Source organism: Enhydrobacter sp. (assembly GCA_025808875.1).
Taxonomy (GTDB): domain Bacteria; phylum Pseudomonadota; class Alphaproteobacteria; order Reyranellales; family Reyranellaceae; genus Reyranella.
In genome coordinates this window covers 3,759,529-3,786,296 of sequence record CP075528.1, presented here as the reverse complement: position 1 = coordinate 3,786,296, position 26,768 = coordinate 3,759,529, and the positions used below count along the sequence as shown (strand labels likewise).

Genomic DNA, 26,768 nt, shown 5'->3' with positions numbered 1-26,768 from the left:
ATTTCACGAATCTGCCGACGGGCGATCATCGTTAGGCATCAAGCGCGACAGCCTGCGCACTTCTCGCGTATCAATCCTCAAGGGCGCCGCAATCAGTGAAGCGCCAGCTCCTGGCAGGCGGTAAACCGCCTGGCTGCCGGGGCGTTGATACCACCCTCGATTTCGCGACAATCGACAATCTGCAAAAGGACTACAGCAAAGTAGACGCAAAATCGCGCATACTCCTTACGCTCTTACGCTCGGCTATACTTCAAGATAATCGGATGCGCTCACAGCGTGAGATTGAAGGCGACGGAGATACGCTCGGCGGTTCCGTGATAGGGGCGCACCTGGTGCATCAGCCAGGCGGGGAACATCACAAGCCGGCCGGGCTTGGGCCGCAGCGCCTGAATGGAGGTATTCGAAAGGTCGCTCGATCCAACATAGCCGAGATGCGGCGCTAACATCAGCGGCAAGGGCCCACGTGGATCCATGAACTCTAGCTCACCTCCAAGCGACGGATCGGCGTCAATGCCGCCGTCGTCGACGTAGTAGACTCCTGACCAGAACGCGCCTGGGTGCGAGTGAAATGCGTTGCCCTCGTCCTTGCGGTTGATATTCGCCCACATGTTCGCTCGCCACGTTACGGCAAAATGCCCAGGGTGCGGTCCGCTGCCCGGATTTCCCTCGCGATCTGTCGTCATGCGGTTCGCGACGTTTCGGCCGAATGCCAGCAGCTTGAGGGCGGCCGTACTACCCCAGGTTTCCATGTCGTCGCTCGACTGCCAGCCGCCCAGGTTGGAACGCACGCGGCCGGCGGGATGGGTTCTCTCGCGCTGCTCGATCACCCGGCGCAACTGAGCGTTGAGCGATACTGCGTCCGGCACATCGAATAGGGCGATCACCGTCGCGAACAGCGAAAGGGCATTAAGCTCCGTTGCGGCCTTCATGTCCGTCCCCACAGTTCTAACGAGACTTGAATGGCGAGCGCAGCTGCAGCCAGTGCGCGCTAGGAGCTTTCGTTTGACATCACCTCGCCGAAGAGCTCCCAGGTTTCGCCTTCGAAGCGCTGCAGGCGTTCCGATTGAATGGGATAGTAATCTGTTGGACTGGTGTTGACAGTAATGCCGGGCAGCAACAGCGGGACGGTGAGCTTCTTGAGGTTGGCCGCCTGCTTCATCAGGTTGGCGCGTGTGAGTTCATTGCCGCACTGCTCCAGTGTCTTGTGCAAGGTGTAGGAAACGGCATACGCATAAACGTTGAAACCGTCGGCCAAACTGGCACTGGGATTGTATTTGGCCATCCACACGCGCCAAGCTTTCATGTCGTCCGAATTGTCCCACTGCTTGTCGGTGGGATCCTTCAGATAGGCCGCTGTGACGATGCCTTGGCTGTTCTCGAATCCGGCTGGTTTCAGCACTGCCGCTACCGAGGAGGATACATTGTTCAGGTAATGGGCCGGCTTCCAGCCGATGTCGGCTGCCTTGCGGATAGCCTGGGCCGCGAACTTCGGTGTCGTGATGTTGAAGAATACGTTGGCGCCCGAGTCCTTAAGCTGGATGATCTGCGAATCGACCGTCGGGTCGGTCACTTCGTACGTGACGTGCTTGACGATCTTACCGACGTCCTTGCCCAGCCCGTCGCGCATGCCATCGTAATAGTCTTTGCCGTAGTCGTCGTTCTGCATCAGCACGGCGACCTTCGGATCCTTGACGGTGGCCAGGATATGCTTGGCATAGATCACGGCCTCGGTGTGGTAGTCGGGCTGCCAGCCCATAGTCCACGGGAACTCCTTCGGCTTGCCCCATTTGGAGGCGCCCGTAGCCACAAAGAGCTGTGGCACTTTCTTGGTGTTCAAGTACTTCTGGATCGCTGTGTTGCTCGGCGTTCCCAGCGTTTGGAACATTGCGAACACCTTTTCCTGCTCGACCAGTTGACGCACCACTTCGACGGCCTTGGGCGGGCTGTAGCCGTCGTCCATCGTGATGAACTTCACCTTGCGGCCGTTGACGCCGCCCTGGTCATTGACCATCTTCCAATAGGCGTCGATCGCCTTGCCAATCACGCCATAGGCGGAGGCCGGCCCACTGTAGGGGTTCGCGTTACCGATTTTGATCTCGATGTCGCTGACGCCATCGTCGTATTTGGCCTTCTGTGCGTACACTGTCATGCCAGCGAACATGGTCGCCGTGGCCGAAGCGCTCGCCAGAAAACTGCGTCTTGTGGCTCCCATAGTGGAATCTCCCAATCGAAAGCGAAGCGTCTGTTTTTTGAATGCTTATTCGATTTTCGACGACTGGCAAGACGGCTCGGTGCCTGTCAGTTGTTCGGGAGCGTAGACCAGCTCTGCAAAAAAGGCATAAGACATATATTATAAGGTATACTTATCAATATGGGAGACTGTCGTGGCGGATCCAGATTCAAGCATTGGGTTTCTCGTGGGGGATGTCGCGCGCCTGCTGCGGCGCAATTTCAATCGGCGGGCGCAGGCACTCGGTCTATCGCAAGCTCAATGGAGAGCGCTTGCCTATCTGTCACGCCAGCAAGGCGTGAGTCAGGCCTCCCTCGCAGACCGCTTGGAGATCCAGCCGATCACGCTCGTCCGCCTTCTCGATCGTCTTCAGGCAGCTGGTTTGGTGACCCGTAGGCCTGATCCGCATGACCGGCGCGCGTTCCGGCTCTATCTGACGGATAGGGCGCAGCCTCTGCTCGCACGCATGTGGTCAATTGCTACCCAAACTCGGGAACAGGCACTCGCAGGTATGCCGATCCAACGACAACGAATGCTCATAAAGTCGCTGCAGCATCTAAGGCAGAACCTTCTTCAAGCCGAGGACAGTGCCACGGCCAACAGCCAAAAGGACAGGCGAATCAGAAATGCAGCAAACGCGTGATCAAACAACTCCGGCGGCAAACCCGGTTTCCATGCGCGCCCGGGAGCAGGCGCGGATGGCGTCGCCGAGATCGTTTCAGTTTCTCATCTGGCGTACAAACGCCGCCGCTCGCTTCGATCCGTCCTCCTGCCGCTTGGTTCGGTCACTCTGTGGCCGCTAGAGACTAAAGGCGGATACACCTACCTTGCAGGCGACCGGTACCTGGGCAGAGACAATGCGTACGTGAAGAAGACAAGGTCGTCGAGATACATCATATGCGCTGTCTTGTCTCCATCTTGCGGTGATGGCGGCACGAGCTTCATGGTCCGATGGTCGAAGCCGCCAGGGTTCGCACGCACGTCGGACACAGAGCGAACGCTTCGTGTCAGAACGACAACTGCATCACGGGTGCGGCCCTGTCCGGGAGTTGGACAGCACGGTGGGGCTATCGCGCGCGACACCAACAGACGCCTCCCAACGAGCGGTGCAAGGCGCGTCAGGAGCGCAACCGCGTGGCCGAACCGGAATGTGCCCTGCCGAGAATCTTCTCTGCTCTCAGCGGTCTGGTTTAGCGCTTCGATCACTCAGCTGCGTGGGCATAGCGGTGATCCGGCAACATACCTGCGCGATCGATGGCTGCACCGGCGTCAAACTTCTTGAGCTCGGGCATCACCGTCTTGGCGAACAGCCGCATGTTGCGCACTGCTTCCTCATGGGCCATCCCCGCGTAGGAGAATACGCCAACATAACCTGAGTTCTTGGTCTGCCGGTGAATGGCCATGATCTTCTCGTGGACTTGATCTGGAGTACCGTAGACCTGTAGCTCGGCGAAGAATTCTATTGCCTTTTCCTCACCGTAACTATGCAGCTTCTCGTTCATCTTGGCATAGTACTCGTATCCTTTGGTGTTCTTGATGTGCTCGCCCGCGAACTGATAGTGGGCGAGAACGGTACGGTAGTAGCCACCGATGTACTTCAACGCCATCTCACGCGCCCGCTCCGGGCTTTCATCGACGAAGGTCCAGCCAGCCGAAATCGGCTGCGGTGCATCCGTGCCATTGATCTCGCGATAGAGCCGATTGTACTCCGCAAGCTCCTTTTCGACCTCACGCCAGGGCTTTTGTGGGATGATCAGCAGGCCAACGCCAAGCTTGGCCATGATCCGCGAGCTTTCCGGGCTTACCGCCGCGGCGTAGGTGCGGCCCCGGAAACTCTTGAATGGAGCTGGCCGGATTGCTGCCGGCGGCTGCCGATAGAACTTGTCATTATGTTCCATGAGTCCCGTCTCAAGACCGTTGAGCAACGCCTCGGCGTACGCGACAAAGCGCTCCCGGCTTTCACCCATATCCAGCCGAAACCCGTCAAACTCGACCTTACCCGCGCCCCGACCCAGACCAAGGATCATGCGACCTCCTGACAACTGGTCGAGCATGGAGACCTGCTCGGCGACGCGCATGGGATCGTGCCAAGGCAATACCACGACCATCGACCCCAGTCGCACGTCCTTGGTTCGCCCGGCCATATAGGACAGGAACTGCACAACATCGGGGCACATCGTGTAGTCAGTGAAATGATGCTCGACCGACCAGATCGACTCGAAGCCTAGCGGTTCGGCCATGTCGGCCAGCGCAAGCTCATTCAAATACACCTGCCGGTCCGTGAGCTGACGCCCGGTATTTTGGAATATGGTGGCCATTCCAACATGCATCGTCTTTCTCCTCGCGTAGAACTCAACCTTTGAGACAACCTCTTGCTGGAACCATCCGTCTGCGGACATACAGCGCACCTACGTCGAACGAGATGGCTCAATCCCCGATGTGATGGTCATTCCCACCGTTTACGGTCAATCCGCACCTCAGGGTGCAGCACTCTGGTGCCGCCTGCCGAAGCTAGGCGCCTGCGCGACCTCCGCGGAGCAGCATGCCTGGCAGTGGCCCCGCCGGATCGACAGCGTCGACGCCGCGGCTGCGAATCACGGTTCCGTTGACGACCACACCTTCGATGCCGGATGCATCGGAGATCAGTCGGTCAGCTCCAGCGGGGAAGTCGTTTATGCGGCGCAGCTTGCTCGCACCGATCGTCGCGGGATCAAAGATCACCAGATCGGCCGGTGCACCAAGCGCCAGGCGACCGCGATCTACGAGACCGAACACCTCTGCGGGGCGCGATGTCAGCATGCGAACCCCTTCCTCGAGGCTAAATGCGCTCTTCTCCCGTACCCAATGCCCGAGAAAATAGGTCGGCAAGCACGCGTCACAGAGCTGGCTGGCATGCGCACCGGCATCAGACAGTCCCACCACGGTACACGTGCTCTTCAGCAACGGCTCTACTTCGCTCTCCTCGTGGTTGGCCACCGGCATGCGGAAGCGCGCTTCGAGTCCGGTACGCAGCGCCATGTCGAGCGCCAAATCCGTCGGCAGGACATCGCGTTCACGCGCGATGTCGAAAAGCAGGCGCTCCTCCAACTCCGGCTCTGGCGTGTACTGGCCGACCACCGTCTTGGCGAAGGTGGCGCGGAACGTAGGAGGACCGTTCGTCAGCATCCGCTCTGCGAAGGCCCGTCGGAACTCCGGATCGGCGTAAATGCGGGCCTTGCCGTCGGCATCTGCGGCTGAAATCGGCTTGAACAGGCTCAGTGGCTCGAACGGGAACGGTGCCTTGAACTGGTACTCGAAATTGAGCGGCCGGGGCGTGACCTGTGGCACGATCTTCAATCCCTCGGCTGCGATGGCCTCCGAGCGCGCGAGTTGTTGGCGGTGGTCGCCGACGCCGAACGAAAGGCCGGCGAGAAGGGCCGTCCATGTGATCGGCCGCCCGGTCGCTCGGGCAATCTCCACGAACTCGTCCAGGAACAATTCCTTGCCGATGGTCGCCTGCATGATTCCACGGCCGGCTTCGCCCAAAACACCGGCCAGGGCTTTGATTTCGGCCAAGTCGGCGACTCGGCTCGGCACAGGTCGCCCACCATAGCCGACATGGGTCGAGGCCTTTGATGTTGCGAACCCGATCGCTCCGGCATCGATCGCTCCTCGCACGATCGCCTTCATCTCGGCGATTTCCGCGGACGTGGCGGCGCGCTCGGTAGCTGCTTCGCCCATCACCCAAAGGCGCACCGGTGTATGACCGACGAGGACTCCGATGTTGATCGCGATGCCGCGCTGCTCGATCGCGTCGAGGAATTCCGGGAAGGTCTGGAACGGCCAACTTGCGCCAAGGCCGGCCCCAAGCGCATCGACACTCATGCCCTCGACCTTCTCGAGGGTCCGCACGATCAGGTCCCGGTGCGCCGGCCGGGTCGGCGCGACGCCGAAGCCGCAATTGCCGAGCACGGCCGTCGTCACGCCGTGCCACGGCGAGATGCTCAGCATACGGTCCCACATGACCTGGGCATCGTAGTGGGTGTGGATGTCGACGAAACCCGGCGAGACGACCAGCCCGCCGGCATCGAGGGTGCTGTGGGCCTGCCCAGGGGCGGCGCCCAACGCGACAATGCGCCGATCCTTGATTGCCACGTCGCCGCGATAGCGCTCTCTGCCGGACCCGTCGACGATCTCGGCGCCGATAATCTTTAGATCATAATCCATAGCTTCCTCCTTAAGTAGCCGGCAGCCGCGGGAACTCACTGAACTGAGGAGACGCAAGGATCGCCATCATCCTGGGATCCTCTTTCGTCTGGCGTTGTGGGTATAAAATGCAGCCCGTCGGCACCAGAGCCGCCCACGAACACGGCTCGCACAGGCATCAAGATCCACAACGCGTCTGTCGATGCCGCGCGAACTTCCGAAACGAGCCGAATTCCCGGTGCGTCTGGGAATTCAATCAGGCCGACGACGTACGGCAGCCTGTCGACGAACGTGGGCGCGAAAGCATGCCGTACAACCGTCCACGAATAGAGTGTGCCCCGGGGCTCGACGGCGCACCATTCGATGTCGGCAGCGAAGCAATGTGGACAACGTGTCAGCGGATACCAATGGAAGCGACCACACGCCTCACACCTTGGAAAGCCCAGCCGGCGCTTCGCGACGTTGTGCCAGAACGGGGCGAATTCGGGCATCTGTTCGTCCGTCATGGGTCGCTCCATCATCGTCCCAGCAGCAGCACGCCGAAGTCGGGCATCGACAATCCGGTCACGAGGCCGATTTCGGCGTCGGGAACCTGGGCCCGGCCAGCCTCATGCCGGAGTTGTCGCACCGCCTCGGTTACATGCTCGATTCCAAGGCGATAGCTGTATGCGAGAAACCCGCCATGCGTGTTGACCGGTAGGGGACCGCCTGGCGCGATGCCGCCGTCCTGGATGAAGCAGCCGGCCTCGCCCTTGCGGCAGAGACCGGTGTCTTCGAGCTGCAACAGGCAGGAGATCGAGAAGCAGTCGTAGATCTCGGCGAAGTCGACATCCTTCGGGCCAAGGCGAGCGGATGCGAAAGCGCGCCGAGCGGCTTCGGCGGCGCCAGGCATAGCGGTGAGGCAGGAACCCTGCGTGAACACCGAGTCACCGGTGACGGGCGCCGAGGCAAACCCCGTCCCGAGCACTCTGACCGGCCGTTTCGAACAATCGCGTGCGTGATCCATGGCCGTCATCACGAAGGCGCCAGCTCCGTCGGTAATCAGGCAACAGTCCGCCGCCCGAAGCGGCTCCGCGATCATGCGTGAGGTGAGATACTCCTCGAACGTCAGGGAGTCGCGAAGCTGGCCGCGGCCGTTGAGCAGGGCGTGTTGCCGGTGCGACACGGCCAAGGCGCCGAGCTGGCGCTCGGTGAGACCGTACTCGTGCATGTAGCGCCGCGCCCAGAGGGCAAAATAGATCGGCTGCGCATTGAAGCCGTAAGGCTTCTCGAACGCCTGCTTTGCAGGGTAAAGGTCGTGAAATGCGTAAGGACCTCCGGCGCGAGTTCCCCAGTCGACTCCGAAGTAGCCAACGACGACTTTTGCGAGGCCCGACGCGATTGCATGCTGCGCGAGCATGGGCGCACAGGCGATTCCTGCGCCGCCCAAGGAAGCGGAAGCTGCAAAACAGTTCGAAGCGCCAAGCTGACCGGCGAGGTAGTCGAAGGGCACCTGTGTCGGCATGATGACCGCGTCGGTGACCAACCCGTCGACCTCCTTCGGAGAGATGCCTGCGTCGGCGAGGGCGGCCATCACGGCATCCACCACCATCGCACGCAAAGTCCGGCCTGAGCGACGCACTGGTGGCGTTTCGCCAATCCCGACGATCGCGATCTCGCAGGTCATGCGTGCTCCTGTGCCAGCCAGCGCTCGACCTCGTGGCGCTGTATCTTGCCCGTTGTGCTGCGCGGCAGGGCATTGAAGGCGACGAAGCGGATGTCCTTCGGGCGCTTGTAGCCGGCGAGATGGCGGCGGCAGAGCTCGGTAAGGTCTTCGGCTGTAAGACTTTCATCCCGGCGTGCGACGAAAGCCACAGGCACCTCGCCCCACTTCTCGTCGCGACTGCGGACCACGACAGCGTCGGCGACGCGATGGTCGGCGAGCAGGACGCGCTCGATCTCGGCCGGGTAGATGTTCTCGCCGCCCGACTTGATCAAGTATTTGGCACGGTCGACGAAATCGAGCCTACCGTCCGGTCGCCGGACGAACATATCGCCCATGTGGAACCATCCACCGCGAAAGTCCTTCGCGTTCACTTCCGGGGCGTTCCAGTAGCCGCTGAAAAGCGTTGGGCCGCGAAACGCCAGCTCTCCAGGTGTTCCATCTGGCACGTCCCGGTCTTCCGCATCGACGAGTCGGAACTCGCATAGCGAGTTTTGGCTTTTCGACAGGTCGGTCGGCACTTCACCGATGGGGATGCGACCACCCGACATCGGCGGGATTCCGGTTTCGGTCGAGCCGAAAGTATTGGCGTAGGAGGCCTGCAGCAGCTGTGTGATCTCCGCGATCTGCGCCCGCGGAACGAGATCGGCCATGGCGCCAATCAATTTGATTCCTTTGGGCCTGATGGTTCGCGCACGAAGCTCACGAATAACTTGGTCGATCATGCCGGGCATCAGCACAAGCCACCATTGCCGCTCCGTCTCGACGCTGTCCAAGATCCGGGCAACGTCGAACCCGTCGACGACGACCACCTTCCCGCCGATGGTGAGCAGGCTGATCGATTGGTCCAATGACACCATATGAAACATTGGGGGCCATGCCACGAAGGCATCAGTGCGATCGAGGTCGAAGTCGAGGCAGTTCACGTGCAGCCTCGCGATCTCGGCCCGGTGGCTGATCAGGGCGCCCTTGGGCAGTCCGGTTGTTCCGCTGGTGTAGATGATGACCAGACCATCTTCTGGCTGTGCCGCGATGTCGGGTTCGTCAACGGGCTGTGCCGCCAGCCGTTTCTCGTAATCGGCCCCCAGTTCGATGATGGTGTGACAGCCATGTTCAAGGGCGCTCAGCGCACCCACGAACCGCTCCGAGACCAGCGTCACCTTGGGTGTCGTCAAGCGAATGCAGTGAGCCAGCTCTTCTTCGGTAAGCCGCCAATTCAGAGCGCAGAGGATCAGCCCGAGCTTTGCCCCGGCGAAAGCCAACTCGAGGTATTCGCAACGGTTCTCGGAAAGGATTGCGACGCGATCGCCTCGCTGCAGCCCGAGGGCGGCCAGGGCATGCGCCAAGCAGTTTACGCGCGCATTGAACTCACCATAGCTCCACATGCGGCCTCGATCGACAACGGCTGGTGATTTCGGCCGCACGCGCGCTTGCGCCCGCAAGAGCTCGCCAACAGTAATTCGGGCGGCGAGGGCGGCATCCTGACCGAATGGAGCATGCGACATGCTCAGTCCGCCATGACATAGGAGATAACGAGCTGCCTCATGCTGCGCGTCACGAGTTCGTCGTGCCATTCCGGTTGAGGCGTCTCGAGCCGGATTTCCGGCAGCCTCGAAAGCAGCCGGTCGAACGCAATCCGAGCTTCGAGGCGTGCGAGCGGTGCTCCAAGGCAGAAGTGGATGCCCAAACCGAAAGCGACGTGGCGGTTGACAGGACGGTCAACCTTGAAAAGGTCGGGATCCGCGAAGACGGTCGAATCTCGAGCGGCGGAATTGAGCGCCACGAAAACACGCTGCCCTCGTCGGATATCCGCATCACCCAAACGCAGATCTTCAGTAGCAATCCGTGTCACCGTCTGGGCAGGCCCTTCGTACCGCAGCATTTCCTCCACAGCGCCCGGGATGAGGGACCGATTGCGCCGCAGCGCCTCAATCGAGGCCGGGTTTCGCAGGAGCCAATAGAGCCCGTTGGCCAACAGGCTGGCCGTTGTTTCGTGGCCAGCAAAGAGCAACAGGATGAGCGTCGAAACCATTTCATCTTCGCTCAGCCCTTCGGGCCCGATCCCCGCTTCGAGAAGCCGCCCGGTCAAGTCGTCACGTGGATTGCGGCGGTGGTCATGGAGCGTCTCGCGAAAGAATGTGACCATGTCGTTTGCAGCCGCGCTTGCCCGGTCGTACTTGTCCGGCGTAGCGCGGGCCAAGGCGACGAAGTCCTTGAGGTTTTCGGACCACTTTCTGAGATCCTCGACCCGCTCCCTGGGAACACCGAACAGGTCCGAAATCACGCGCGCCGGCAGCGGAAAGGCGAACGCCTCGATGAAATCCACCCGATCGCGCCCCCTGAAGCCGTCCAGCAGTTCTTCAACGCGTTGCATTATCATCGGGTGGAGACGCGCGATTTCCTGCGGCAGGAAGTACTTGGCAAGGGCCTTGCGCAGCTTCTCATGGCGCGGTGGATCATTGAACACCATCCAATCCGCCAGCACAGCGGTTAGCCGCTCGATCTTGCCTCGCGTGTCTGGTCCGATATGGCTCAGAAAGGGATCCAGCTTTGCAGCCGAGAAGCGGGGGTCTTTCAACACCAGAGAGGCATCGGCGTGGCGCGTGATCACCCATCCCTTAAGGGATGGGTTCCAGTGAAGAGGTTCTTCTGCGCGCAGCCGCCGATACACGTTGTGCGGATCAGAGATGAAGTCTGGATGCGTCAGATTGGGGGCTGTTTCCATGGGCCTTCACCGCATATGGGTCTAAATCTAATGTTCATTTGAAATGCTAGCCGAGTCAAATCAACAGCAGCCGGAGAGCCTAGCTTTTCTGTCAGCCGCCGGCGCCGCCGGTTCGTTCGGTATTCGGCAAATTTTCGAATGACAATTCGAATGATCTACCTATAGTGCAAGGTGTGTCAACGCAGACCAAGGGTTGGTTTGCGCACAAGACCAGCGACGACGCGGGTAAAGGAACGAGAGGCGACGCGATTAGAGCGAACGACCCGAGTGCCGGCACGAGTCGCTTTGCGGTAGCGATACCGGAGCGAATGAATGTCGATGAAGGCGATCGCCTAGTTCGCATCAGGGAAGGACCTTCATGACGCCGACGAGGGAAACGTTGGCCACACTGGCCCGGCACCGCCTACTGACACCGCTCTGCAAGCGACTCGGCTTGGAGCACCCGGTATTCCAGGCGGGCATGGGCTGGGTCGCGCGCGCAGAACTCGCCGCGGCGGTATCAGCCGCCGGTGGTCTCGGTGTGATTGGTGCCGGATCGAACATGACGGCAGACGAGCTACGTCGTGAGATCCGTGCTGTGCGGGCGCGCACGGACAGGCCATTCGGCGTCGACATCTTGTTCGCAACCGTGCGGGCCGCCGGGGCGGAGGTCGAACACTATACGGCCTCTGTCGCTGCGATGGTGGAGGTGGTCCTTGATGAGCGAGTTCCCGTGCTCATATCAGGGCTCGGCAGCCCCGCCGCCGTAGTGCCGGAGGCGCACGCGCGCGGTATTTTCGTGATGTCGGTGGTCGGAGCGGTGCAGCATGCGGAGCGGGCCGTTGCAGATGCCGTTGATGCAGTCATTGCCTCGGGCTGTGACGGCGGCGGCCATGTCGGCCAGATCGGAACTGCGGTGCTGGTGCCAGCGGTCGTCGACGCCGTGGAGGTGCCGGTCCTGGCTGGCGGCGGCCTTGCAGACGGCCGCGGGCTTGCTGCAGCATTGGCGTTCGGCGCACAAGGGATCTGGATGGGCACGCGCTTCATCGCCACCTATGAGGCGCGGGCGCATGAAAACTACAAGAAGAGGATCGTGGCAACCAGCACCGCTGGGACTGTCGTGACCCGGGCCCACAGCGGCAAGCCTTGCCGTCTGATTCGCAACCGTTTCACCGACTCCTGGGTTGGGCGCGAGCACGAGATCGAACCCTATCCCTTGCAGGCCGTGCACGTGGGTCACCCGGCTTCGGAGCGCGGCCGGCTGGAGGGTGATGTGGAGAACGGCGTTTTGCCCGCGGGCCAAAGCTGCGGTCTGGTCGGGTCGGTTGTGCCGGCTGCTGAGGTCGTCCAGCAAATCGTCCGAGAGGCGGAAGCCACGCTCGACCGACTGTGCCGGCGGGTCGCAACGTGAATGCCGACGAGCGGACCATGTGAGGGGTTGGGCGCGATGCAGGTGTTTACGATGCTGCCGGTGAACGACTGGAATCAGACCGGATCGGCAGCGCGAGCGGCGGAGACGGCTGGGTTCGACGCGCTCATGACGGTGGAGGCGAAGCATGACCCATTCTTGCCGCTCGCCGTCGCGGCGCTTGCGACCAAACGGATCGCACTTACCACGTCTGTCGCAGTCGCCTTTCCGCGCAGCCCGGCGGTGACAGCAATGCAGGCTTGGGACCTGCATGCCAACTCGACAGGCCGCTTCGTGCTCGGGCTGGGCAGCCAGGTGAAAGGCCACAACGAACGCCGCTTCGGCGTTCCTTGGACCCCGCCGGCACCGCGCCTGCGCGACTATGTTCGAGCCCTGCGCGCGATCTGGCGCTGTTGGCAGACTGGCGAAGAGCTGCGTCACGAGGGCGAGCACTATCGGCTCACGCTTATGACCCCGGACTTTTCGCCCGAGCCGACCGGCCTGCCGATGGTGCCGGTGACTATTGCAGCGGTTGGGCCGGCAATGTTGCGGGTGGCCGGTGAGGTCGCCGACGGTGTGCGGCTGCACCCGATCTGCTCGCGGCGCTATCTTGAGGAAGTGTGTATGCCGCGCCTGGTGGAGGGCATGCGCCGTAGCGGCCGCAAGCGCGAGAACTTCAACGTGCATGGCGGCGGTTTCATCGCGACCGGGCCGGACGCCGCGTCGGTGGCGAAAGCCATGGACTGGGTGCGCTTCCGCATCGCATTCTACGGTTCCACGCGTACCTATATGCCCATTCTGGAGCTGCATGGGCTCCAGGATCTCGGGATGAAGCTGCATGATCTCTCGGTCCAGGGCCGTTGGAGGGAAATGGCGGCACTTGTCTCGGACGACGTTGTGCGCATTTTTGCGGCCTGCGGCACTTACGACGAGATCGTGCCTGCCATCGAAACACGTTTCGGTGGAGCAGCGGACGCTATCGAGCTGAACTTTGCACCGGGAACGGAGCCTGGACCGATGCGCGAGCTCGTCGCCAACATCCACCGGATACCGCATGCTTTCCAGGGCTTTGCCACCACCTGAGTTCCAGTCCTCGGGGAGACGTCCATGCTACTGCCGCTCGATGCTCGCCTGAGGATTGGCGTCCAGACGATCCACCGTCGCACCGAACCTGCGACCGGCGCATGGCTACCACGCATCGACGAACTGGTCTCGCTGGTGCAACTCGTGGACCGTAGCGGCTTCGACTCGCTGTGGGTCGGCGATCACATCGCCTTCGCCATCCCCATCCTTGATCCGCTGCTACAACTTGCTCAGGCTGCCGTCGTCAGCCGGCGGCTGCTGTTCGGGACATCGGTCTATCTACTGCCACTGCGGCACGCGGGGCCGGTGGCCAAGCAGGTTGCGACCCTCGACCATCTGACCGAGGGGCGCCTCATCTTTGGCGTTGGTGTCGGCGGTGAGTTCCCAAGGGAATACGCTTTGGCCGGCGCGCCAACTCAGGAGCGCGGCGCGCGGCTCAGCGAAGGGATCGTGGTTCTGCGCAAGCTCTGGACTGGCGAGCCGGTCACGCATCAGGGAAGGTTCAGCGCCTTCAGCGAAGTTCAGATGCAGCCACCCCCGCGGCAATCGAGAGGCCCGCCGATCTGGTGCGGCGGACGATCGGAAGGAGCGCTGAAGCGCAGTGGGCGCTTGGCCGATGGCTGGATGTCGTACGTGGTAACACCGGAGATGTACCGAAGTAGCCTCGATGTGATTGCGATGGCTGCGACGGCTGCTGGGCGTAAGCTTGCCCGGTTCGGCACGGGCCATCTGTTGTTCACGCGGCTGGACGACACATACGAAAAGGCGCTCGACGCGGCGGCCCAGACACTAAGCGTCCGCTACGCCATGGATTTTCGCAAGGCGGCGCAACGCTATTGTGCCCTCGGCCCGGCGGCCAACGTTGCCGAGTGCATGCGTGCCTTCTATGCCGCCGGCGTGCGGCACATCGTGCTCGACTTGCTGGGACCGTATGAGCTGCGCCAGGCGCAGATCGAGCGCGTCGCCGCCGAGGTTCTGCCGCTGCTGACGGATTTGACAGGGACAGACAGCCCGGCCAGCCGGCCGTCCGATGAAGCCGAATTTTCCTAGCTCAGGTGATCCAAGGTTGGGGGCAAGCTCAGCGCCGAAGAAGAGATCCTGGAGACCAGCGGCCCCGACGCGCACAAGGCGATATAATGATAACGGAGGGATATGATGGCGATGGATCCGATCCTTTCAGAGCAGCGCAAGCAAGCGATGCGAGCCGCTGGTTTTTGGAGCGATCAGACGCTGCTTGACGCTTTTTCCAAGACGGTCAGGTATGATCCAGGGCGCATAGCGGTAGTTGGCTACGAAGGTGCGTCCAACCGACGTACGGTGCTGACATACAGCGAACTGGAGCAAACTGCAGATCGAATCGCAGCCAATTTGTTGCGGCTTGGTGTCAAGCCTGGCGAAGTGGTGTCGTACCAATTGCCGAATTGGTGGCAATTCGTGGTCCTTCACCTCGCGCTGCTGCGGATCGGCGCGGTCACAAATCCCGTCATGCCTATTTTCCGCGATCGCGAAATCAAATTCATGCTGACCTTGGCCGAGACGCGCGTGCTGATCGTTCCACGGCAATTTCGCGATTTCGATCACGCCGCAATGGCGGACCGCCTCAAGGTCAAGGTGCCCACACTCGAGCACATTGTTGTTATCGGTTCCGGCGACGATCGCGACTTCGAGGCAGCGCTGAATGCGCCGGGAAAGCGGATTGAGGCAGCGACCGCTGCCTCGGCCGATAATGTCGTGCAATTGCTTTATACGTCGGGCACAACCGGTGAGCCGAAGGGAGTCATGCACACAAGCAATACCTTGCTTAATAGCGTGCGATATTTTGAGGATCGCGTCCACCTCACAGCCAGCGACGTCGTGCTGATGGCCTCGCCGATGGCCCATCAGACCGGTTTTCTCGTTGGCCTGCTCTTGCCGTTGTATCTTGGAGGACGGGTCGTTCTTCAGGATATCTGGAATCCAGCCAAAGCCGCAGACATCATCGAGACAGAACGTGTAACGATGACCATGGCGTCTACACCGTTCCTGGCGGATTTGACCGCGGAGGCGGAGCGGCGGCCTGGCGCAATGCGTTCACTGCGTACTTTCGTATCGGCAGGCGCTCCAATTCCTCGTGTTTTGGTGCGTCAGGCCACACAGAGTCTTGGTGCGCACATCGTCTCGGGATGGGGCATGACGGAAAACGGGCTAGTGACGACCACCAAACTCGACGATCCACCGGAAAAGGTCTTTGAGACCGACGGTTGCCCAAGCCAGGGTATGGAAGTCAGGATCGTCAACGGCGAGGGAAAGGTCCTGGCTCATGATGAAGAGGGGCGTCTACAAGCGAGAGGCCCCGGCACCTTTGTAGGCTACCTCAAGCGGCCGCAACTCTATGCCGTCGATCAAGATGGCTGGTTCGAGACAGGCGACCTCGCCCGCAAAGACAAGGACGGTTACATTCGTATCACGGGGCGCACCAAGGACATCGTCATCCGCGGCGGCGAGAACGTTCCTGTGATCGAGATTGAACAGCTGATGTATCGCCATCCCGCCGTGCAGGAAGTTGCAATTGTTGGCGTGCCGGATGAGCGCTTGGGCGAGAGAGCCTGTGCCTGCGTGGTGCTGCGCGAGGGAGCTTCGCTCGCGTTGCCGGATCTGTCAGGCTACATGGCAGAGAACAATGTGGCGAAAAACTACTGGCCGGAACGCATTGAGGTGTTCGACGCCTTGCCTAAAACGCCCAGCGGCAAGGTGCAGAAATTCAAGCTTCGCGAGATCGTCAGCGCCGGGCGAGACTGTTGAGTTTGTAGTGGTGGTGGAGCAGGAGCGGCAACCGCAATTCAATTGAAAACTGGGAGCGGCGAATATGGATCTCAATCTAAAGGGCAAATCGGTCGTCGTCACTGGCGGCGGCTCCAACATCGGCCGGGCGATTGTGCTAGGGTTTGCAGCTGAGGGCGCAAACATCACGGTTGGCGATCTCGACGAGTTGCAGACTGAGAAAGTTGCCGACCTTGCGCGGCAGAACGGCGCTGCCAGCGTTCAGGTAATCAAGACCGACGTGACCGATTTTGATCAGGTGAAGGCCATGTTCAAGGCCGCGATCGACAAGCATGGCACGGTTGATGTGCTGGTCAACAACGTTGGCTGGGATCAGTTGATGTTCTTCACTCAGACGACGCCCGAGTTCTGGCAGAAGATCATCCAGATCAACTATGTTGGCGTGCTTAACTGCACTAGATGCGCACTCGATATCATGATTCCGAAGAGCACCGGTGCTATCGTGTCGATAAGTTCTGACGCAAGCCGATCAGGCGAGCCGCGCGAGGCAGTCTATGGTGGCGTTAAGGCCGCCGTCAATTCTTTCATGAAGACCATTGCCAAAGAAAACGGTCGCTATGGCATCCGCTGCAATGTCGTTTGTCCTGGCGTCACTGTTCCTGTGGCTACGGAAGAGGTCGGTACCAACAGCATGTGGACAAAACCAGATTCAATGTTCACGGCGGAGCAATTCGAGAAAGTTGCCAAGGCGCTGCCGCTGCGCAAGCTCGGTCGCCCGAATGATATCGCCAACGCCGTAGTGTTCCTGTCATCCGCCGCCGCAGGTCACGTCACCGGCCAGGTCCTGTCGGTGTCAGGCGGATACACCATGATCGGCTGAGTTCGGCTGCTAATTCGTCAAAACAAAATGGAGCTCCATCGTGTCCGAAAGAGAGATCATGTATGACGTCAAGGATTACGTCGCGACCATCACCATCAATCGGCCAAAGACCCTCAATGCCTTTACCGGCGATAACATCGTAGAGATGGAGCGGCTGATCCTCGAGGCAACCGCAGACAAGAAAGTTGGCGTCATTGTCCTCACCGGCTCCGGTGATCGCGCGTTCTGCGTCGGCGGCGACGTCAACTGGGAGAAGGATGCCGGTGGCAAGAGCGGGCTCGAAGGACTGAAATTCAACTTCAATCGCCACATCGTCGAGTGTCCCAAACCCGTGATCGCACGTGTCAACGGTTACGCGATTGGCGGCGGACACCACATCGCCTATTTTTGCGATTTCACCATCGCCGCAGAGCATGCGATTTTCGGCCAGAATGGTCCGCGTGTTGGCTCCCCGGCGGGGGGTTACATCGTCTCGCACAGCGCCAATGTGCTTGGTCACAAGCGCGCCCGCGAGCTCTGGATGCTGGCGCGACGCTACACCGCCAAACAAGCACTCGACTGGGGGCTAGCTAATTCCGTCGTTCCGATGGCCGAACTCGACGTCGAGGTGAGGAAATATTGCGACGAACTCCTGGCTTTGAGCCCCACTTGCCTGAAGATTCTCAAGCGCTCATTTTATTATCACATGGCTCCGATCATGGAGCGCGATATGGACGACCTCGTCCGCGAGGTAGCACCTGCCTATTTCACGACACAAGAACAGCAGGAAGGGGCCAATGCATTCCTCGAAAAACGCAAACCGGATTTCAGCGCGTTTCGCTAAAGCGATAACGCCATTGCGTAAGGGAGACTGCGATGAGACTAGGCAGCGTCAACTATGAAACCAAAGGGAAGATCGCCATTCTTACGCTGGATGAACCGGGCAAGCTTAACGCGCTCAGCGCAGGCATCCGTGAGGGTGTTCTCGATGGCCTGAAGAAAGTGGATGAAGACGACAACGTCCGCGTCGCCATCATCACCGGCAACGGCGACAAAGCATTTTGCGCTGGCGCCGATATTAGCGGCTTCAACTTTGATCCGGACAAAGTACGCAAATTTATGATCGAGGCTTTAGCGGTATTAGCTGCACCAGAGAATTGCCGCAAACCCGTGATCTCCGCCGTCAATGGTATTGCGTTCGGCGGTGGCTTTGAACTCGCGATCGCTTCGGACTTCATCATCGCGTCCGATCGCGCATGCTTCGCGGTGCCAGAGATCAAGCTCGGGCTACTGCCCGGTTTTGCGATTGTGCGTCTTCACGATCTGATTGGCCGCGCCAAAGCCAAGGAGATGAGTATCCTTGGTGATCCAATCAGCGCCGATGAGGCATTCCGACTAGGCCTCGTACTACGTGTGGTTCCCCATGGTGATCTTGTCACAGCCGCTCTGGAATTTGCGGAACGAATTGCATCAAAACCAAAGCTTGCGGTGCAGATGGCAAAATCGTTTTACAACCGCGGTCTCGGTGGCGATGAGATGCGGCACGCGATCGATGGCTTTCCACTCCTGTTCATGCATCAAGACGCACAGGAAGGTATCGCTGCCTTTCTCGAAAAGCGCGAGGCGAAGTTCGAGAGTTGACCAAAGCCGCTCAGCCAAGGTGTCGCAGAATCCTCTTCGCATGAGCACTTTGCGACGCACATGGCGACGATGGATGAGAGCGCCGCCAGTGTTCGGCTCAGATCTCATGGGGGACTTATCCGGACGTGGAGGACCACGTTGTGCAAAGCAAACCGATCTTGATTGCCGGTGCGCGCATTGGCGGTTTGGAGAAGGCCTCTGACCGCGCCGTAGAGCCACGTTTGAAGCATGACTCCTCCCCGCGGCAGGGCCTGATCTGGAAAATGGGAACGGCGCCCGTACCGCGTACGGCTCAAGCGAAATCGAACACCCCCGACAACGACTTCAATCAGTACCGCAGCGACGGATGTGCCGATAGAGCGTCGTTCGGGCGATACCTAGCGATCGAGCGGCGCGGCTGAGATTGCCGCCCTCGCGCCGAATGGCGGCTAGCACCATCTGTCGCTCGGCGCCGCGGATCGTCGAGGCGAGGGGTAAACCGCACGGCGACTCATCCTCTAGAATTGCCGTCGGCAGAAGCTCGAGGCCGAGTATAGGGTCCGTCGCCAGCGGGACCATGCGCTCGAGACAGTTGCGCAGCTCACGCACGTTGCCGGGCCAGCCGTAGTGAAGGAAGACATCCATGACCTCAGGCGCGATCTGCACCGGCGGTGCCGCCCCGGCAATGTCGCGCAGCAGATGACCGACAAGAGGCGGAATGTCACCCGGCCGCTCGCGTAGTGGCGGCACGGTCAGCCCGGCGACGTTGAGACGGTGATAAAGGTCGGCGCGGAAGCGCCCGGCGCCCACGTCCTTGGCCAGCGGACGGTTGGTGGCGGCGATGACTCGCATCGCGATCTTGCGCGGCGCCGCCTCGCCCAGCCGCCACACCGCGCCTTCCTCCAGGACGCGCAGCAGGTAGGGCTGCAGGTCGGCCGGCATGTCGCCGATCTCGTCGAGGAACAGCACGCCGCCATTGGCCTGTTCGAAGCGGCCCCTGGCACCGCCACGCCGGGCGCCGGTGAAGGCTCCCTCGGCATGTCCGAACAGCTCGCTGGCGAGAATATCGCGCGGCAGAGCGGCGCAGTTGACCGGCACGAAGGGACCGGCATGGAACGGGCCGGCCGCGTGCACGGCGCGCGCCAGCATGTCCTTGCCGGTGCCCGTCTCGCCCTGGAGCAGCAACGGCGTGCTCGCCGAGGCGAAGCGCTCGGCCTGACGCAGCATGCTGTCGAGTGACGGTGATGTCTGCAACAGGCGCTGGAAGGCCGGCGCCAGCGGCGGCAGAGCCTTGAGGCGATGCGACGTCGAGCCCTGGCGGCGGCTGGTCGTCGGCAGATGCAGGATGGCGCCGACGCACTGCCCGTCCTCCTTGAGTGGCGACAACCATTCTTCCCTGATGCCCGGCGCCAGCGATGCCAGCCACTTCGGCTCGACGCTGCCATGAGGTGTGGCGACCAGCTCGCCCATCGCCTGCGTCCGGCTGAGGCCGTGCTCGCGTAACGCCGAGGGGGCCTGCACGGTGCGCGCGATCACGCGGCCCTGCGCGTCGAGCAGGACGGCAGCGGTCTCACGCCCGCCAATTGCGGCTTCGAACAGCTCGATCAGGCGCGCCCGCTTGGCCAGCGCCTGCTTCTGCAGATGGCCCTGCAGCTGGCCGACCAGCGACATGACGAACGGCCAGGTCTGGGCATTGACCGTATCCGGCGGCCCGGTGATATCGACCACGCCGACGATGCGCCGGTCGAACGGATCTCGAACTACGGCGGCCGTGCAGCTCCAGGGCTTGGCGACCTCGCAGAAGTGTTCCTCGGCATGGATGTGGAGCGGACGGCCGAGCGCGAGCGCCGTGCCGACCGCGTTGGTGCCGCTGCTGTATTCATGCCAGGCGGCGCCGGGAACGATGTGGTCGGCGGCCAGCCGGTCGGTGAGATGTGGATCACCGTCGACCGACAGCAGGGTGCCGTCCGGAGCGCTGGTGATAAGGATGATGCGCGAACCCTTGAGATAGGGAACGATGGGCGGCACGCAGGCACGCACCGCCGCATAGAATTGTGCATGGCGCAGCTGAAAGCGGTCGACGTCGGCGCCGTTGACACGCAGCGGCGCCGACCTCGTCGCCGGATCGACGCCGTTTTGTCGGCAACGGCGCCACGATTCGATGACGACGTCGCGCACGACGGCATCGTCGACGGGACGGTCGGTGACGAATCTTTCCCAGACCCTGCCGACGGTCCGGATGTAGTCCTTGGAGCACAGCTGAGCGAGGGGGATATCTTTCATCACCAAGCTCCTCCCAAGGGCTATTCCATCCACCTCCCCCTCGTAGGACAGAGGAGGTGAATGATTTGTAGTTGCTGAGAGGATAGGCGCGCGATTGAGATCCTGTAAATCAAGCGTACTGTAGCGCTTCGCTACAGTTGCGGCGCGCGCCGTGTAGCGCTGCGCATCAGGTTGACGTACACGTCTCCCCGCAAGTCCTTGCCCCGCCGTGATTTTCCTTCTGGCACGCCAGTTGCGCTCCAAGGCCCTGTGCCGTGTGCGGCACGAAGGAAACGCAAGAGACAGGAGATCAGGACATGCTGGAAATCGGTATCTTCCACAACGGCGCTTCGAGCCTCCCGGTGACCTTGACGAAGGAAGGCGTGGCAGTGAACGACGGCTCGCTCAAGGAGGTCCATCGCGCAGCCCAGGAGACGTTGGTGAATCAGGTGCGCCAGGGCATCCTTGCCGAGCGGCTGGGCTTCCAGTCGTTCTGGTTGACCGAGCACCACTTCCAGCCCGAGGGCGCGGAGATGAGCCCCAATCCGCTGCTGGTCCAGATGGCGATCGCCTCGCACACCAGGAAGATCCGCCTCGGCCAGTGCGCGAACATCGTAGTGTGGCATCACCCGGTGCGGCTCGCCGAGCAGATCGCCCTGCTCGATGTGATCAGCGGCGGCAGGGTCGAATGCGGTGTCGGTCGCGGTTACCAGCCGCGCGAGAACGAGACGCTGGGCCGGCCCTACGGTTCGACCATCCAGGACCAGGAGCGCAACCGCAAGTCGTTCGAGGAAGTCGTCGCGGTGATGAAGAAGTGCTGGACGGAGGATTCCTTCGCCCATCACGGCGAGAACTTCTCGGTGCCGCCCACCTACACGAAGTGGAATCACAAGCAGACGCTCGCCTACTTCGGCATGGAGAAGGCCGGACGCAAGCTCGATGACGTGGTGGCGATCGGCGAGCCCGACATGTATTCGGCAGGCAATCCGGTGCAGGCGACGACGACGACGCTGAAGGAACTGCAGGTCTTCCCACAACCGGTGCAGAAGCCGCATCCGCAGCTCTGGGAGCCGGTGACCAGCTCGCGCTCGATCAAGTGGGCGGCCGAGAAGGGGCTGAACGGCGTAATGATCGTCGAGCCCAACGACCGTCTGCGCAAGAACATCGACATCTACTACGAGGCGGCCGAGAAGGCCGGCTGGCCCGACATGCACGGTCGCGGCCGCTTCAAGTACGGCTGGGACGCCGGCAAGCGGCGCGGCATCATGACCAGCCGCTACATCCACGTCACCACACCCGGCAAGGAAAAGCAGGCGCTCGAGCGTGCGGCGCGCGCCATGGAGCTGCAGTTCGACTACTATGGACCGTTTGGCTTCGGCGCCGTCGTGGCGCGGCTGAACGAGCCGATGTTCGACCTCAACAAGCGGGTCACCGCCGACATGCTGCGCGAGCGCGAGATCGCCATCCAGGGCTCCAAGCAGTTCGTGATCGACAAGATCATGAAGATGAAGTCCGAGTGCGGCTACGAGGACTTCTCGTTCCTGGCCTGGTTCGAACTCGGCGGCTTCGAGGGCCGCGAGATCGAGGACCAGATGCAGCTCTTCGCTGAGGAGGTCATGCCGGTGGTCGCCCGCGAATGCGGCGGCAAGGTGGAGCTGCCGAACGTCGGCATCGACTATGTTGGCGCACCCGCGACGCAGCGCGCCGCTGCGGCCGAGTGAGGGAGGGCGCGATGCCTAGCGTGCAATCGGAGGACCTCAAGACGCTCTACAAGGGCTGGGTGGCGGCGCTGGCCGCCAACCCGTCCATGGAGCTCGACCAGATGCGCCGCATGTTCGAGCATTGGGGCGACGTCACCGCGGAGCCAGGCGGTGTCGACTATGTCGAGGTGACGGCCGGCGGCGTGCCGGCGCTGTGGGCGACGCCGAAAGGCTGTGCGCAGGATCGTGTGCTCCTCTGCACCCACGGCGGCGGCTACGTCACCGGCTCGATGTACACGCATCGCAAGGTGTACGGCCACTTCGCCAAGGCAATCGGCTGCCGCGCGCTGATCGTCCACTACCGCCGCGCCCCGGAACACGTGCATCCGGGGCCGGTCGACGATGTCGTCGCCAGCTACCGCTGGCTGCTCGATCAGGGCGTCAAGCCGCAGCACATTGCGCTGACCGGCGATTCGGCCGGTGGTGGGCTCGCGATCACGACGTTGCTGCGCGCCCGCGAGCGCGGCCTGCCGATGCCGGCCGCGACCATGCCTTTGTCGCCGTGGGCCGACATGGAGGCGACCGGCAAGAGCTTCGCCAGCAATGGCGAGAAGGACGTGCTGGTGTCGCGTGACATCATCAAGGTAATGGCGAGCACGTTCCTGGGGGAGGGCGGCAACCCGAAGGACCCGCTGGCGAGCCCGATCCATGCCGACCTGAGGGGCTTTCCGCCCATCTACATCCAGGTTGGTGGCGATGAGGCGTTGCTCGACGACAGCCAACGGCTTGCCGACAGGGCGCGCAAGGCGGGAATCGACGTCACCGTCGACGTCTATCCTGACATGCAGCACGTCTTCCACTTCCTGGCGGGCGTCGCGCCGGAGGCGGACGACGCCATCAGAAAGCTGGCCTCGTGGGTGCGTCCCAAGCTGGGACTCGGTTAGTCGCGCCATCCTGATGGCTTCTCGCGAAAGCGCGCTTGCAGTCCGCTCGCAGCACCTATAGAGGCCACGCCGATATCGCGAAGAAGGGCTTCAGATTTCGCATGAATGACCGAAATTAGCGACGGCGGGCTTGACCCACCGGCTCGGGAAGCACGGTATCGGTCGGCTGGCCGATACCGCGCCCGGCTCCGCTAGTCGACGGTCCCCACGACCGAACAAGCGGCACCCCTTCCCAAGCTCAGTATGCGTAAGTGCACAATCTGAAATCAACAGGCCCGGTAAAAAATCGCGAAAACCGCAACTTTCGCGCGGCTCGCATCGCCGAGCATCGCCAACCAGCAGGACTGGCCCCAGATGGCAGATGCATAAGATACTTCCTCGTCAGAGCCACAGCCCGGATTGGTGTTCTCGACCGGGCTGGTGTCCAGCTCGAGGTGGCCGTCGTCGAGGAACCGGGTGAGCCCCTCCCAGTGGACGAAGGCGTAGCGGATGTCGGCGGCCAGCGTGGAGCCGGAGCAGATCATCGACAGCTGGTTCTCGAGCCAGAGCCGTAGCGGCCGCGATGATCGGCGCCGTGTGCTGCCGGCGCGCGGCGATCTGGCGGACGGCGACCTCGGCGATTTCGTATTGCGCATCTGCTCATCTGCTTGACGAAGCAGATCGGGGCTGCTCAATGACCAACGGCGCGAGCCGTGCAACTGGAACGTCGCCAGCACCTTTCGGAAGCGCAACAACGAGACCAGGAAATAGGCACCCCCGATGGCAGTCAGTGCCAGGAGCTGCGGCGCGGTCAGGCCGTCGCACCGCAGTCCAGCGATGAAGGTCTGGGTGGCCCAGTGTCCGAACGGCACCTTGGCTTTCAACCGAGCACCATGACGAGCCCGGCCACGCAGGCGGGTCATCTTGGTTGTCGTGGCGGTTTCGTCGAGGAAGATCCGTCGATGGACCTCCTCGCGCATGCGCAGTTGGCGCCGCGTCTGCCACTCGTCACGCGCCTGGCGCACGTCCTCGCGCTTGGCCTCGGAGGCCAGCAGTGTTTTCCCGACGGACAGGCCCGCCTTCAGCAGCACCCGCGACAACGACGCCGGATGCGCCGTCACATCCTTCTCGGCTTTCAATTTGCCCGCCAGTTCCCGGCATCGTAATGTCCGGCTCGGCGTCGACCCACTTGAGTAGAGCCGCCCAGATACGGCGCCAGTTTGCCCGCCGCCAGGCGGACGACCCTGCGGTGCCGGCTGCGCTGACCCCGTTCGCGATAGCCGATCGGCCAGCTTCACCACAAAGCTTGCACTGACATCGTAGCGTCGAGCCGCGGCACGTCGCGACTGCCCACTCTCGATGTCCGCCTGAACCCGCTCCCGAAGGTCAATCGAATTGGGCTTTCCCATCCAGGCTGGCCTCCTGCCTAGCCAGCATCTTGAATCCTATTTCAAGCTCGATGCTCTAGACTAGCATCAGCGGCGCCGCTTGCGGGAGGTTCTCAGCTTCGGCGACGCAACAGCAAGACCGGCGAGTGCGAGCGTCGAGAACTGTTCGGCGACCTCGCGCACGCCGAGCTGTCCGCGAGGCTTGTCCCATTTATATGCCCAATTCAGCATCCCGAGCAGACCGTACGTGACCACCGCCACGTCCAGCTCCGCTCGAAACTCGCCGGCGTTTACGCCCTCACGTAAGATCCGTTGCCAATAGCCTACATACTGCTTCGGTGAGAGATTGAGTTGCTGGCGGAACAGGCGCTTCATCTCCTTCCGCTCGCGGAGATAGACGAACAAGTGGGGGTAGTGCTAGTCGAAGCCATCGAGGTGAGCCAGAATGGCGCATCGGAGCTTCTCGCTCGCCGGCAAATCGCTGGCAGCAATCTCGCCCATCCTGCTGTACATCCGAGAAATCGGCTCCTTGACGATGAGGTAAAGCAGGTCGTCCTTGCCCTTGAAATGATGGCAAAGGGTGCCCTTGAGGATCCCGACAGCATCTGCGATGTCCTGGACGGTGGCGGCGTGATAGCCCTTCCGCTGAAACACCCTCGCCGCCGCCGCAATGATCTCCTCAATGTTTGCCATGGATGGCCATTGTAGCAGCGAGCGCGTCCGCGACTAGCCGACGTCGCGCCTCAACACGCCGTCACCTTCTAACACTGCAATCTCGGCGGCGCCCAATCCCAAGTGGCGCGACAGCACATCCGTGTTGTGCTCGCCCAGCGAGGGCGCGGTCGGTGTCTTGACTGGCGGCTGGCCGACCACGTGCAGGAGTGGGCCGGGGACCTGAAACTGGCCTAGCGCAGCGTCCTCGACGTCGCGCACGGTGTAGCGCTCGACCAGGTGCGGGTGGCGCATGGCGTCCTCGACCGAGAGCACCGGGGCGCAAGGCACGCGATGCCGCTGCAGCACGCCGAGTGCCACAGCATCGGAGGGCTGCGCTTGGAGCCAGTCAGTGATGATCTGCTCCAGCACCTCGACATGACGTGCCCTCCCGGCACTGTCGGCAAAGCGAGGATCGTCCAAAAGATCGGCACGATCCACGGCGCGGGCCAGGCGACGCCACATGTCCTCGCCTACCGGCACCAGCACGATATGGCCTTCGCGGCTCTTGTAGATGCCGGCTGGCACCACCGAGAAGTGCCGGCTACCGTTGCGGGTCGGCTTGATGGTGCCGCCCGACGCGCTGGCCAGCTCCACTGCCAAGCCGTGGCTGTGGAAGTAGAAGTCGATCAGCGCGACGTCAAGCCAGCGCCCACCGTTGCCGTGCTTTAGTCGCCCATAGAGTGCGGCATGGATCATGGCCAGCGCCGTGACGCCGGCGCCAACATCGCCGATGGCGACGCCGGCCATTGGCGGGACGCCGTCCTTGTCGCCGATCATTGCCGTCACGCCGGTGTAGGCCTGGGCGACGAAATCAAAACCGGGCTGTTGGGAAAGTGGGCCGGACTGGCCAAAGGCCGAGACCGAGCACAAGATCAGCTCAGGGTTCAAGGCGTGTACGACTTCCCAGCCGAGACCCAAACGCGCAATCGTGCCAGGAGAGAAGTTCTCCACCATCACCTCGGCCTTGGCGATCAGCCGCTTGACCAGACCGAGCCCACGCTTGTCGCGCAGGTTGACGCAAAGGCTGCGCTTGCCGAGATTCTGCTGGATGAAATAAGCGCTGCGCCCGTTGCGCTTGACTGGCATGGCCCGGCTTAAGTCGCCTTGCGGTGCCAGTTCTATCTTGATCACCTCGGCGCCCAGCTCGGCCATTGCCCGAGTGCAGACCGGACCGGCAACGTATTGCGTGAAATCCACGACCAGCACGCCAGCCAGCGGATGGGAGATCAT

The 26,768-nt window shown here is 61.9% G+C and carries 23 protein-coding genes; 10 read left to right on the top strand and 13 right to left on the bottom strand.

The window, feature by feature from the left end; all coding sequences use genetic code 11:
- Positions 1 to 269: 269 nt before the first annotated feature.
- The gene (locus tag KIT25_18745) at positions 270 to 929 is read right to left on the bottom strand and encodes a 2OG-Fe(II) oxygenase family protein (protein UYN94069.1); all 660 of its coding nucleotides are present in this window, start codon (positions 927 to 929) and stop codon (positions 270 to 272) included.
- Positions 930 to 988: 59 nt separating this feature from the next.
- Positions 989 to 2,149: an ABC transporter substrate-binding protein gene (locus KIT25_18740; protein UYN94068.1), complete on the bottom strand. Its 1,161-nt coding sequence runs from the start codon at positions 2,147 to 2,149 to the stop codon at positions 989 to 991.
- A 235-nt stretch (positions 2,150 to 2,384) separates the two neighbouring features.
- Here KIT25_18740 and KIT25_18735 point away from each other — a divergent pair, with 235 nt between their 5' ends.
- On the top strand, positions 2,385 to 2,873 hold the full coding sequence (locus KIT25_18735; protein ID UYN94067.1) for a MarR family transcriptional regulator: 489 nt from the start codon (positions 2,385 to 2,387) through the stop codon (positions 2,871 to 2,873).
- A gap of 559 nt (positions 2,874 to 3,432) precedes the next feature.
- Here the strand turns inward: KIT25_18735 and KIT25_18730 are convergent.
- From KIT25_18730 to KIT25_18705, 6 genes are all read right to left on the bottom strand, one after another.
- Complete coding sequence (locus KIT25_18730) at positions 3,433 to 4,548, bottom strand: LLM class flavin-dependent oxidoreductase (protein UYN94066.1); 1,116 nt, start codon at positions 4,546 to 4,548, stop codon at positions 3,433 to 3,435.
- A 193-nt stretch (positions 4,549 to 4,741) separates the two neighbouring features.
- Positions 4,742 to 6,436 (bottom strand): amidohydrolase family protein, encoded by a 1,695-nt coding sequence (locus KIT25_18725; protein ID UYN94065.1) that lies wholly within the window; start codon positions 6,434 to 6,436, stop codon positions 4,742 to 4,744.
- Positions 6,437 to 6,471: 35 nt separating this feature from the next.
- On the bottom strand, positions 6,472 to 6,921 hold the full coding sequence (locus tag KIT25_18720) for an OB-fold domain-containing protein (GenBank protein ID UYN94064.1): 450 nt from the start codon (positions 6,919 to 6,921) through the stop codon (positions 6,472 to 6,474).
- An 11-nt stretch (positions 6,922 to 6,932) separates the two neighbouring features.
- Positions 6,933 to 8,081, bottom strand: coding sequence for a thiolase family protein (locus tag KIT25_18715; GenBank protein ID UYN94063.1), 1,149 nt, complete (start codon positions 8,079 to 8,081; stop codon positions 6,933 to 6,935).
- A complete protein-coding gene (locus KIT25_18710) occupies positions 8,078 to 9,622 on the bottom strand; it encodes an acyl--CoA ligase (protein UYN94062.1) in 1,545 nt (514 codons plus the stop codon). The genes KIT25_18715 and KIT25_18710 overlap by 4 nt, the downstream gene beginning before the upstream one ends.
- A 2-nt stretch (positions 9,623 to 9,624) precedes the next feature.
- Complete coding sequence (locus KIT25_18705) at positions 9,625 to 10,842, bottom strand: cytochrome P450 (protein UYN94061.1); 1,218 nt, start codon at positions 10,840 to 10,842, stop codon at positions 9,625 to 9,627.
- Between the two features lie 358 nt (positions 10,843 to 11,200).
- Here KIT25_18705 and KIT25_18700 point away from each other — a divergent pair, with 358 nt between their 5' ends.
- The 7 genes from KIT25_18700 to KIT25_18670 all read left to right on the top strand — a co-directional run bounded on the left by KIT25_18700 (position 11,201) and on the right by KIT25_18670 (position 18,572).
- Positions 11,201 to 12,232 carry a nitronate monooxygenase gene (locus KIT25_18700; GenBank protein UYN94060.1) on the top strand — a complete coding sequence of 344 codons (1,032 nt, stop codon included), beginning with the start codon at positions 11,201 to 11,203 and terminating at the stop codon, positions 12,230 to 12,232.
- Between the two features lie 51 nt (positions 12,233 to 12,283).
- Entirely contained in the window at positions 12,284 to 13,312 is a 1,029-nt protein-coding gene (locus KIT25_18695; GenBank protein ID UYN94059.1) for a TIGR03617 family F420-dependent LLM class oxidoreductase, read from the top strand.
- A gap of 24 nt (positions 13,313 to 13,336) precedes the next feature.
- Positions 13,337 to 14,362 (top strand): TIGR03619 family F420-dependent LLM class oxidoreductase, encoded by a 1,026-nt coding sequence (locus tag KIT25_18690; protein UYN94058.1) that lies wholly within the window; start codon positions 13,337 to 13,339, stop codon positions 14,360 to 14,362.
- A 105-nt stretch (positions 14,363 to 14,467) separates the two neighbouring features.
- Entirely contained in the window at positions 14,468 to 16,093 is a 1,626-nt protein-coding gene (locus KIT25_18685) for an AMP-binding protein (GenBank protein UYN94057.1), read from the top strand.
- Between the two features lie 64 nt (positions 16,094 to 16,157).
- Positions 16,158 to 16,952: an SDR family oxidoreductase gene (locus KIT25_18680; protein ID UYN94056.1), complete on the top strand. Its 795-nt coding sequence runs from the start codon at positions 16,158 to 16,160 to the stop codon at positions 16,950 to 16,952.
- A gap of 58 nt (positions 16,953 to 17,010) precedes the next feature.
- The gene (locus KIT25_18675) at positions 17,011 to 17,775 is read left to right on the top strand and encodes an enoyl-CoA hydratase/isomerase family protein (GenBank protein ID UYN94055.1); all 765 of its coding nucleotides are present in this window, start codon (positions 17,011 to 17,013) and stop codon (positions 17,773 to 17,775) included.
- Positions 17,776 to 17,807: 32 nt separating this feature from the next.
- Entirely contained in the window at positions 17,808 to 18,572 is a 765-nt protein-coding gene (locus KIT25_18670; protein ID UYN94054.1) for an enoyl-CoA hydratase/isomerase family protein, read from the top strand.
- A gap of 324 nt (positions 18,573 to 18,896) precedes the next feature.
- Here KIT25_18670 and KIT25_18665 read toward each other — a convergent pair whose 3' ends face one another.
- Positions 18,897 to 20,834 (bottom strand): sigma-54-dependent Fis family transcriptional regulator, encoded by a 1,938-nt coding sequence (locus tag KIT25_18665; protein ID UYN94053.1) that lies wholly within the window; start codon positions 20,832 to 20,834, stop codon positions 18,897 to 18,899.
- Between the two features lie 296 nt (positions 20,835 to 21,130).
- Between KIT25_18665 and KIT25_18660 the strand changes: the two genes are divergently transcribed.
- Positions 21,131 to 22,534, top strand: a complete 1,404-nt coding sequence (locus tag KIT25_18660; GenBank protein UYN94052.1) for an LLM class flavin-dependent oxidoreductase — start codon at positions 21,131 to 21,133, stop codon at positions 22,532 to 22,534.
- 11 nt (positions 22,535 to 22,545) lie between these two features.
- The gene (locus KIT25_18655) at positions 22,546 to 23,457 is read left to right on the top strand and encodes an alpha/beta hydrolase (GenBank protein ID UYN94051.1); all 912 of its coding nucleotides are present in this window, start codon (positions 22,546 to 22,548) and stop codon (positions 23,455 to 23,457) included.
- A gap of 266 nt (positions 23,458 to 23,723) precedes the next feature.
- Here KIT25_18655 and KIT25_18650 read toward each other — a convergent pair whose 3' ends face one another.
- The 4 genes from KIT25_18650 to KIT25_18635 all read right to left on the bottom strand — a co-directional run bounded on the left by KIT25_18650 (position 23,724) and on the right by KIT25_18635 (position 26,768).
- Positions 23,724 to 24,575 carry a transposase gene (locus tag KIT25_18650; protein ID UYN94050.1) on the bottom strand — a complete coding sequence of 284 codons (852 nt, stop codon included), beginning with the start codon at positions 24,573 to 24,575 and terminating at the stop codon, positions 23,724 to 23,726.
- A gap of 336 nt (positions 24,576 to 24,911) precedes the next feature.
- Complete coding sequence (locus tag KIT25_18645; GenBank protein ID UYN94049.1) at positions 24,912 to 25,229, bottom strand: hypothetical protein; 318 nt, start codon at positions 25,227 to 25,229, stop codon at positions 24,912 to 24,914.
- Positions 25,230 to 25,241: 12 nt separating this feature from the next.
- The gene (locus tag KIT25_18640; protein ID UYN94048.1) at positions 25,242 to 25,517 is read right to left on the bottom strand and encodes a helix-turn-helix transcriptional regulator; all 276 of its coding nucleotides are present in this window, start codon (positions 25,515 to 25,517) and stop codon (positions 25,242 to 25,244) included.
- Between the two features lie 33 nt (positions 25,518 to 25,550).
- Positions 25,551 to 26,768 (bottom strand): CoA transferase, encoded by a 1,218-nt coding sequence (locus KIT25_18635; protein ID UYN94047.1) that lies wholly within the window; start codon positions 26,766 to 26,768, stop codon positions 25,551 to 25,553.

Bases quoted from the DNA above. Each gene is read 5' to 3' on its own strand.
- KIT25_18745 (UYN94069.1), bottom strand. From the start codon at position 929: ATGAAGGCCGCAACGGAGCTTAATGCCCTTTCGCTGTTCGCGACGGTG.
- KIT25_18740 (UYN94068.1), bottom strand. From the start codon at position 2,149: ATGACAGTGTACGCACAGAAGGCCAAATACGACGATGGCGTCAGCGAC.
- KIT25_18730 (UYN94066.1), bottom strand. From the start codon at position 4,548: ATGGCCACCATATTCCAAAATACCGGGCGTCAGCTCACGGACCGGCAG.
- KIT25_18725 (UYN94065.1), bottom strand. From the start codon at position 6,436: ATGGATTATGATCTAAAGATTATCGGCGCCGAGATCGTCGACGGGTCC.
- KIT25_18720 (UYN94064.1), bottom strand. From the start codon at position 6,921: ATGACGGACGAACAGATGCCCGAATTCGCCCCGTTCTGGCACAACGTC.
- KIT25_18715 (UYN94063.1), bottom strand. From the start codon at position 8,081: ATGACCTGCGAGATCGCGATCGTCGGGATTGGCGAAACGCCACCAGTG.
- KIT25_18710 (UYN94062.1), bottom strand. From the start codon at position 9,622: ATGTCGCATGCTCCATTCGGTCAGGATGCCGCCCTCGCCGCCCGAATT.
- KIT25_18705 (UYN94061.1), bottom strand. From the start codon at position 10,842: ATGGAAACAGCCCCCAATCTGACGCATCCAGACTTCATCTCTGATCCG.
- KIT25_18700 (UYN94060.1), top strand. From the start codon at position 11,201: ATGACGCCGACGAGGGAAACGTTGGCCACACTGGCCCGGCACCGCCTA.
- KIT25_18695 (UYN94059.1), top strand. From the start codon at position 12,284: ATGCTGCCGGTGAACGACTGGAATCAGACCGGATCGGCAGCGCGAGCG.
- KIT25_18690 (UYN94058.1), top strand. From the start codon at position 13,337: ATGCTACTGCCGCTCGATGCTCGCCTGAGGATTGGCGTCCAGACGATC.
- KIT25_18685 (UYN94057.1), top strand. From the start codon at position 14,468: ATGGCGATGGATCCGATCCTTTCAGAGCAGCGCAAGCAAGCGATGCGA.
- KIT25_18680 (UYN94056.1), top strand. From the start codon at position 16,158: ATGGATCTCAATCTAAAGGGCAAATCGGTCGTCGTCACTGGCGGCGGC.
- KIT25_18675 (UYN94055.1), top strand. From the start codon at position 17,011: ATGTATGACGTCAAGGATTACGTCGCGACCATCACCATCAATCGGCCA.
- KIT25_18670 (UYN94054.1), top strand. From the start codon at position 17,808: ATGAGACTAGGCAGCGTCAACTATGAAACCAAAGGGAAGATCGCCATT.
- KIT25_18665 (UYN94053.1), bottom strand. From the start codon at position 20,834: ATGAAAGATATCCCCCTCGCTCAGCTGTGCTCCAAGGACTACATCCGG.
- KIT25_18660 (UYN94052.1), top strand. From the start codon at position 21,131: ATGCTGGAAATCGGTATCTTCCACAACGGCGCTTCGAGCCTCCCGGTG.
- KIT25_18655 (UYN94051.1), top strand. From the start codon at position 22,546: ATGCCTAGCGTGCAATCGGAGGACCTCAAGACGCTCTACAAGGGCTGG.
- KIT25_18640 (UYN94048.1), bottom strand. From the start codon at position 25,517: ATGGCAAACATTGAGGAGATCATTGCGGCGGCGGCGAGGGTGTTTCAG.
- KIT25_18635 (UYN94047.1), bottom strand. From the start codon at position 26,768: ATGATCTCCCATCCGCTGGCTGGCGTGCTGGTCGTGGATTTCACGCAA.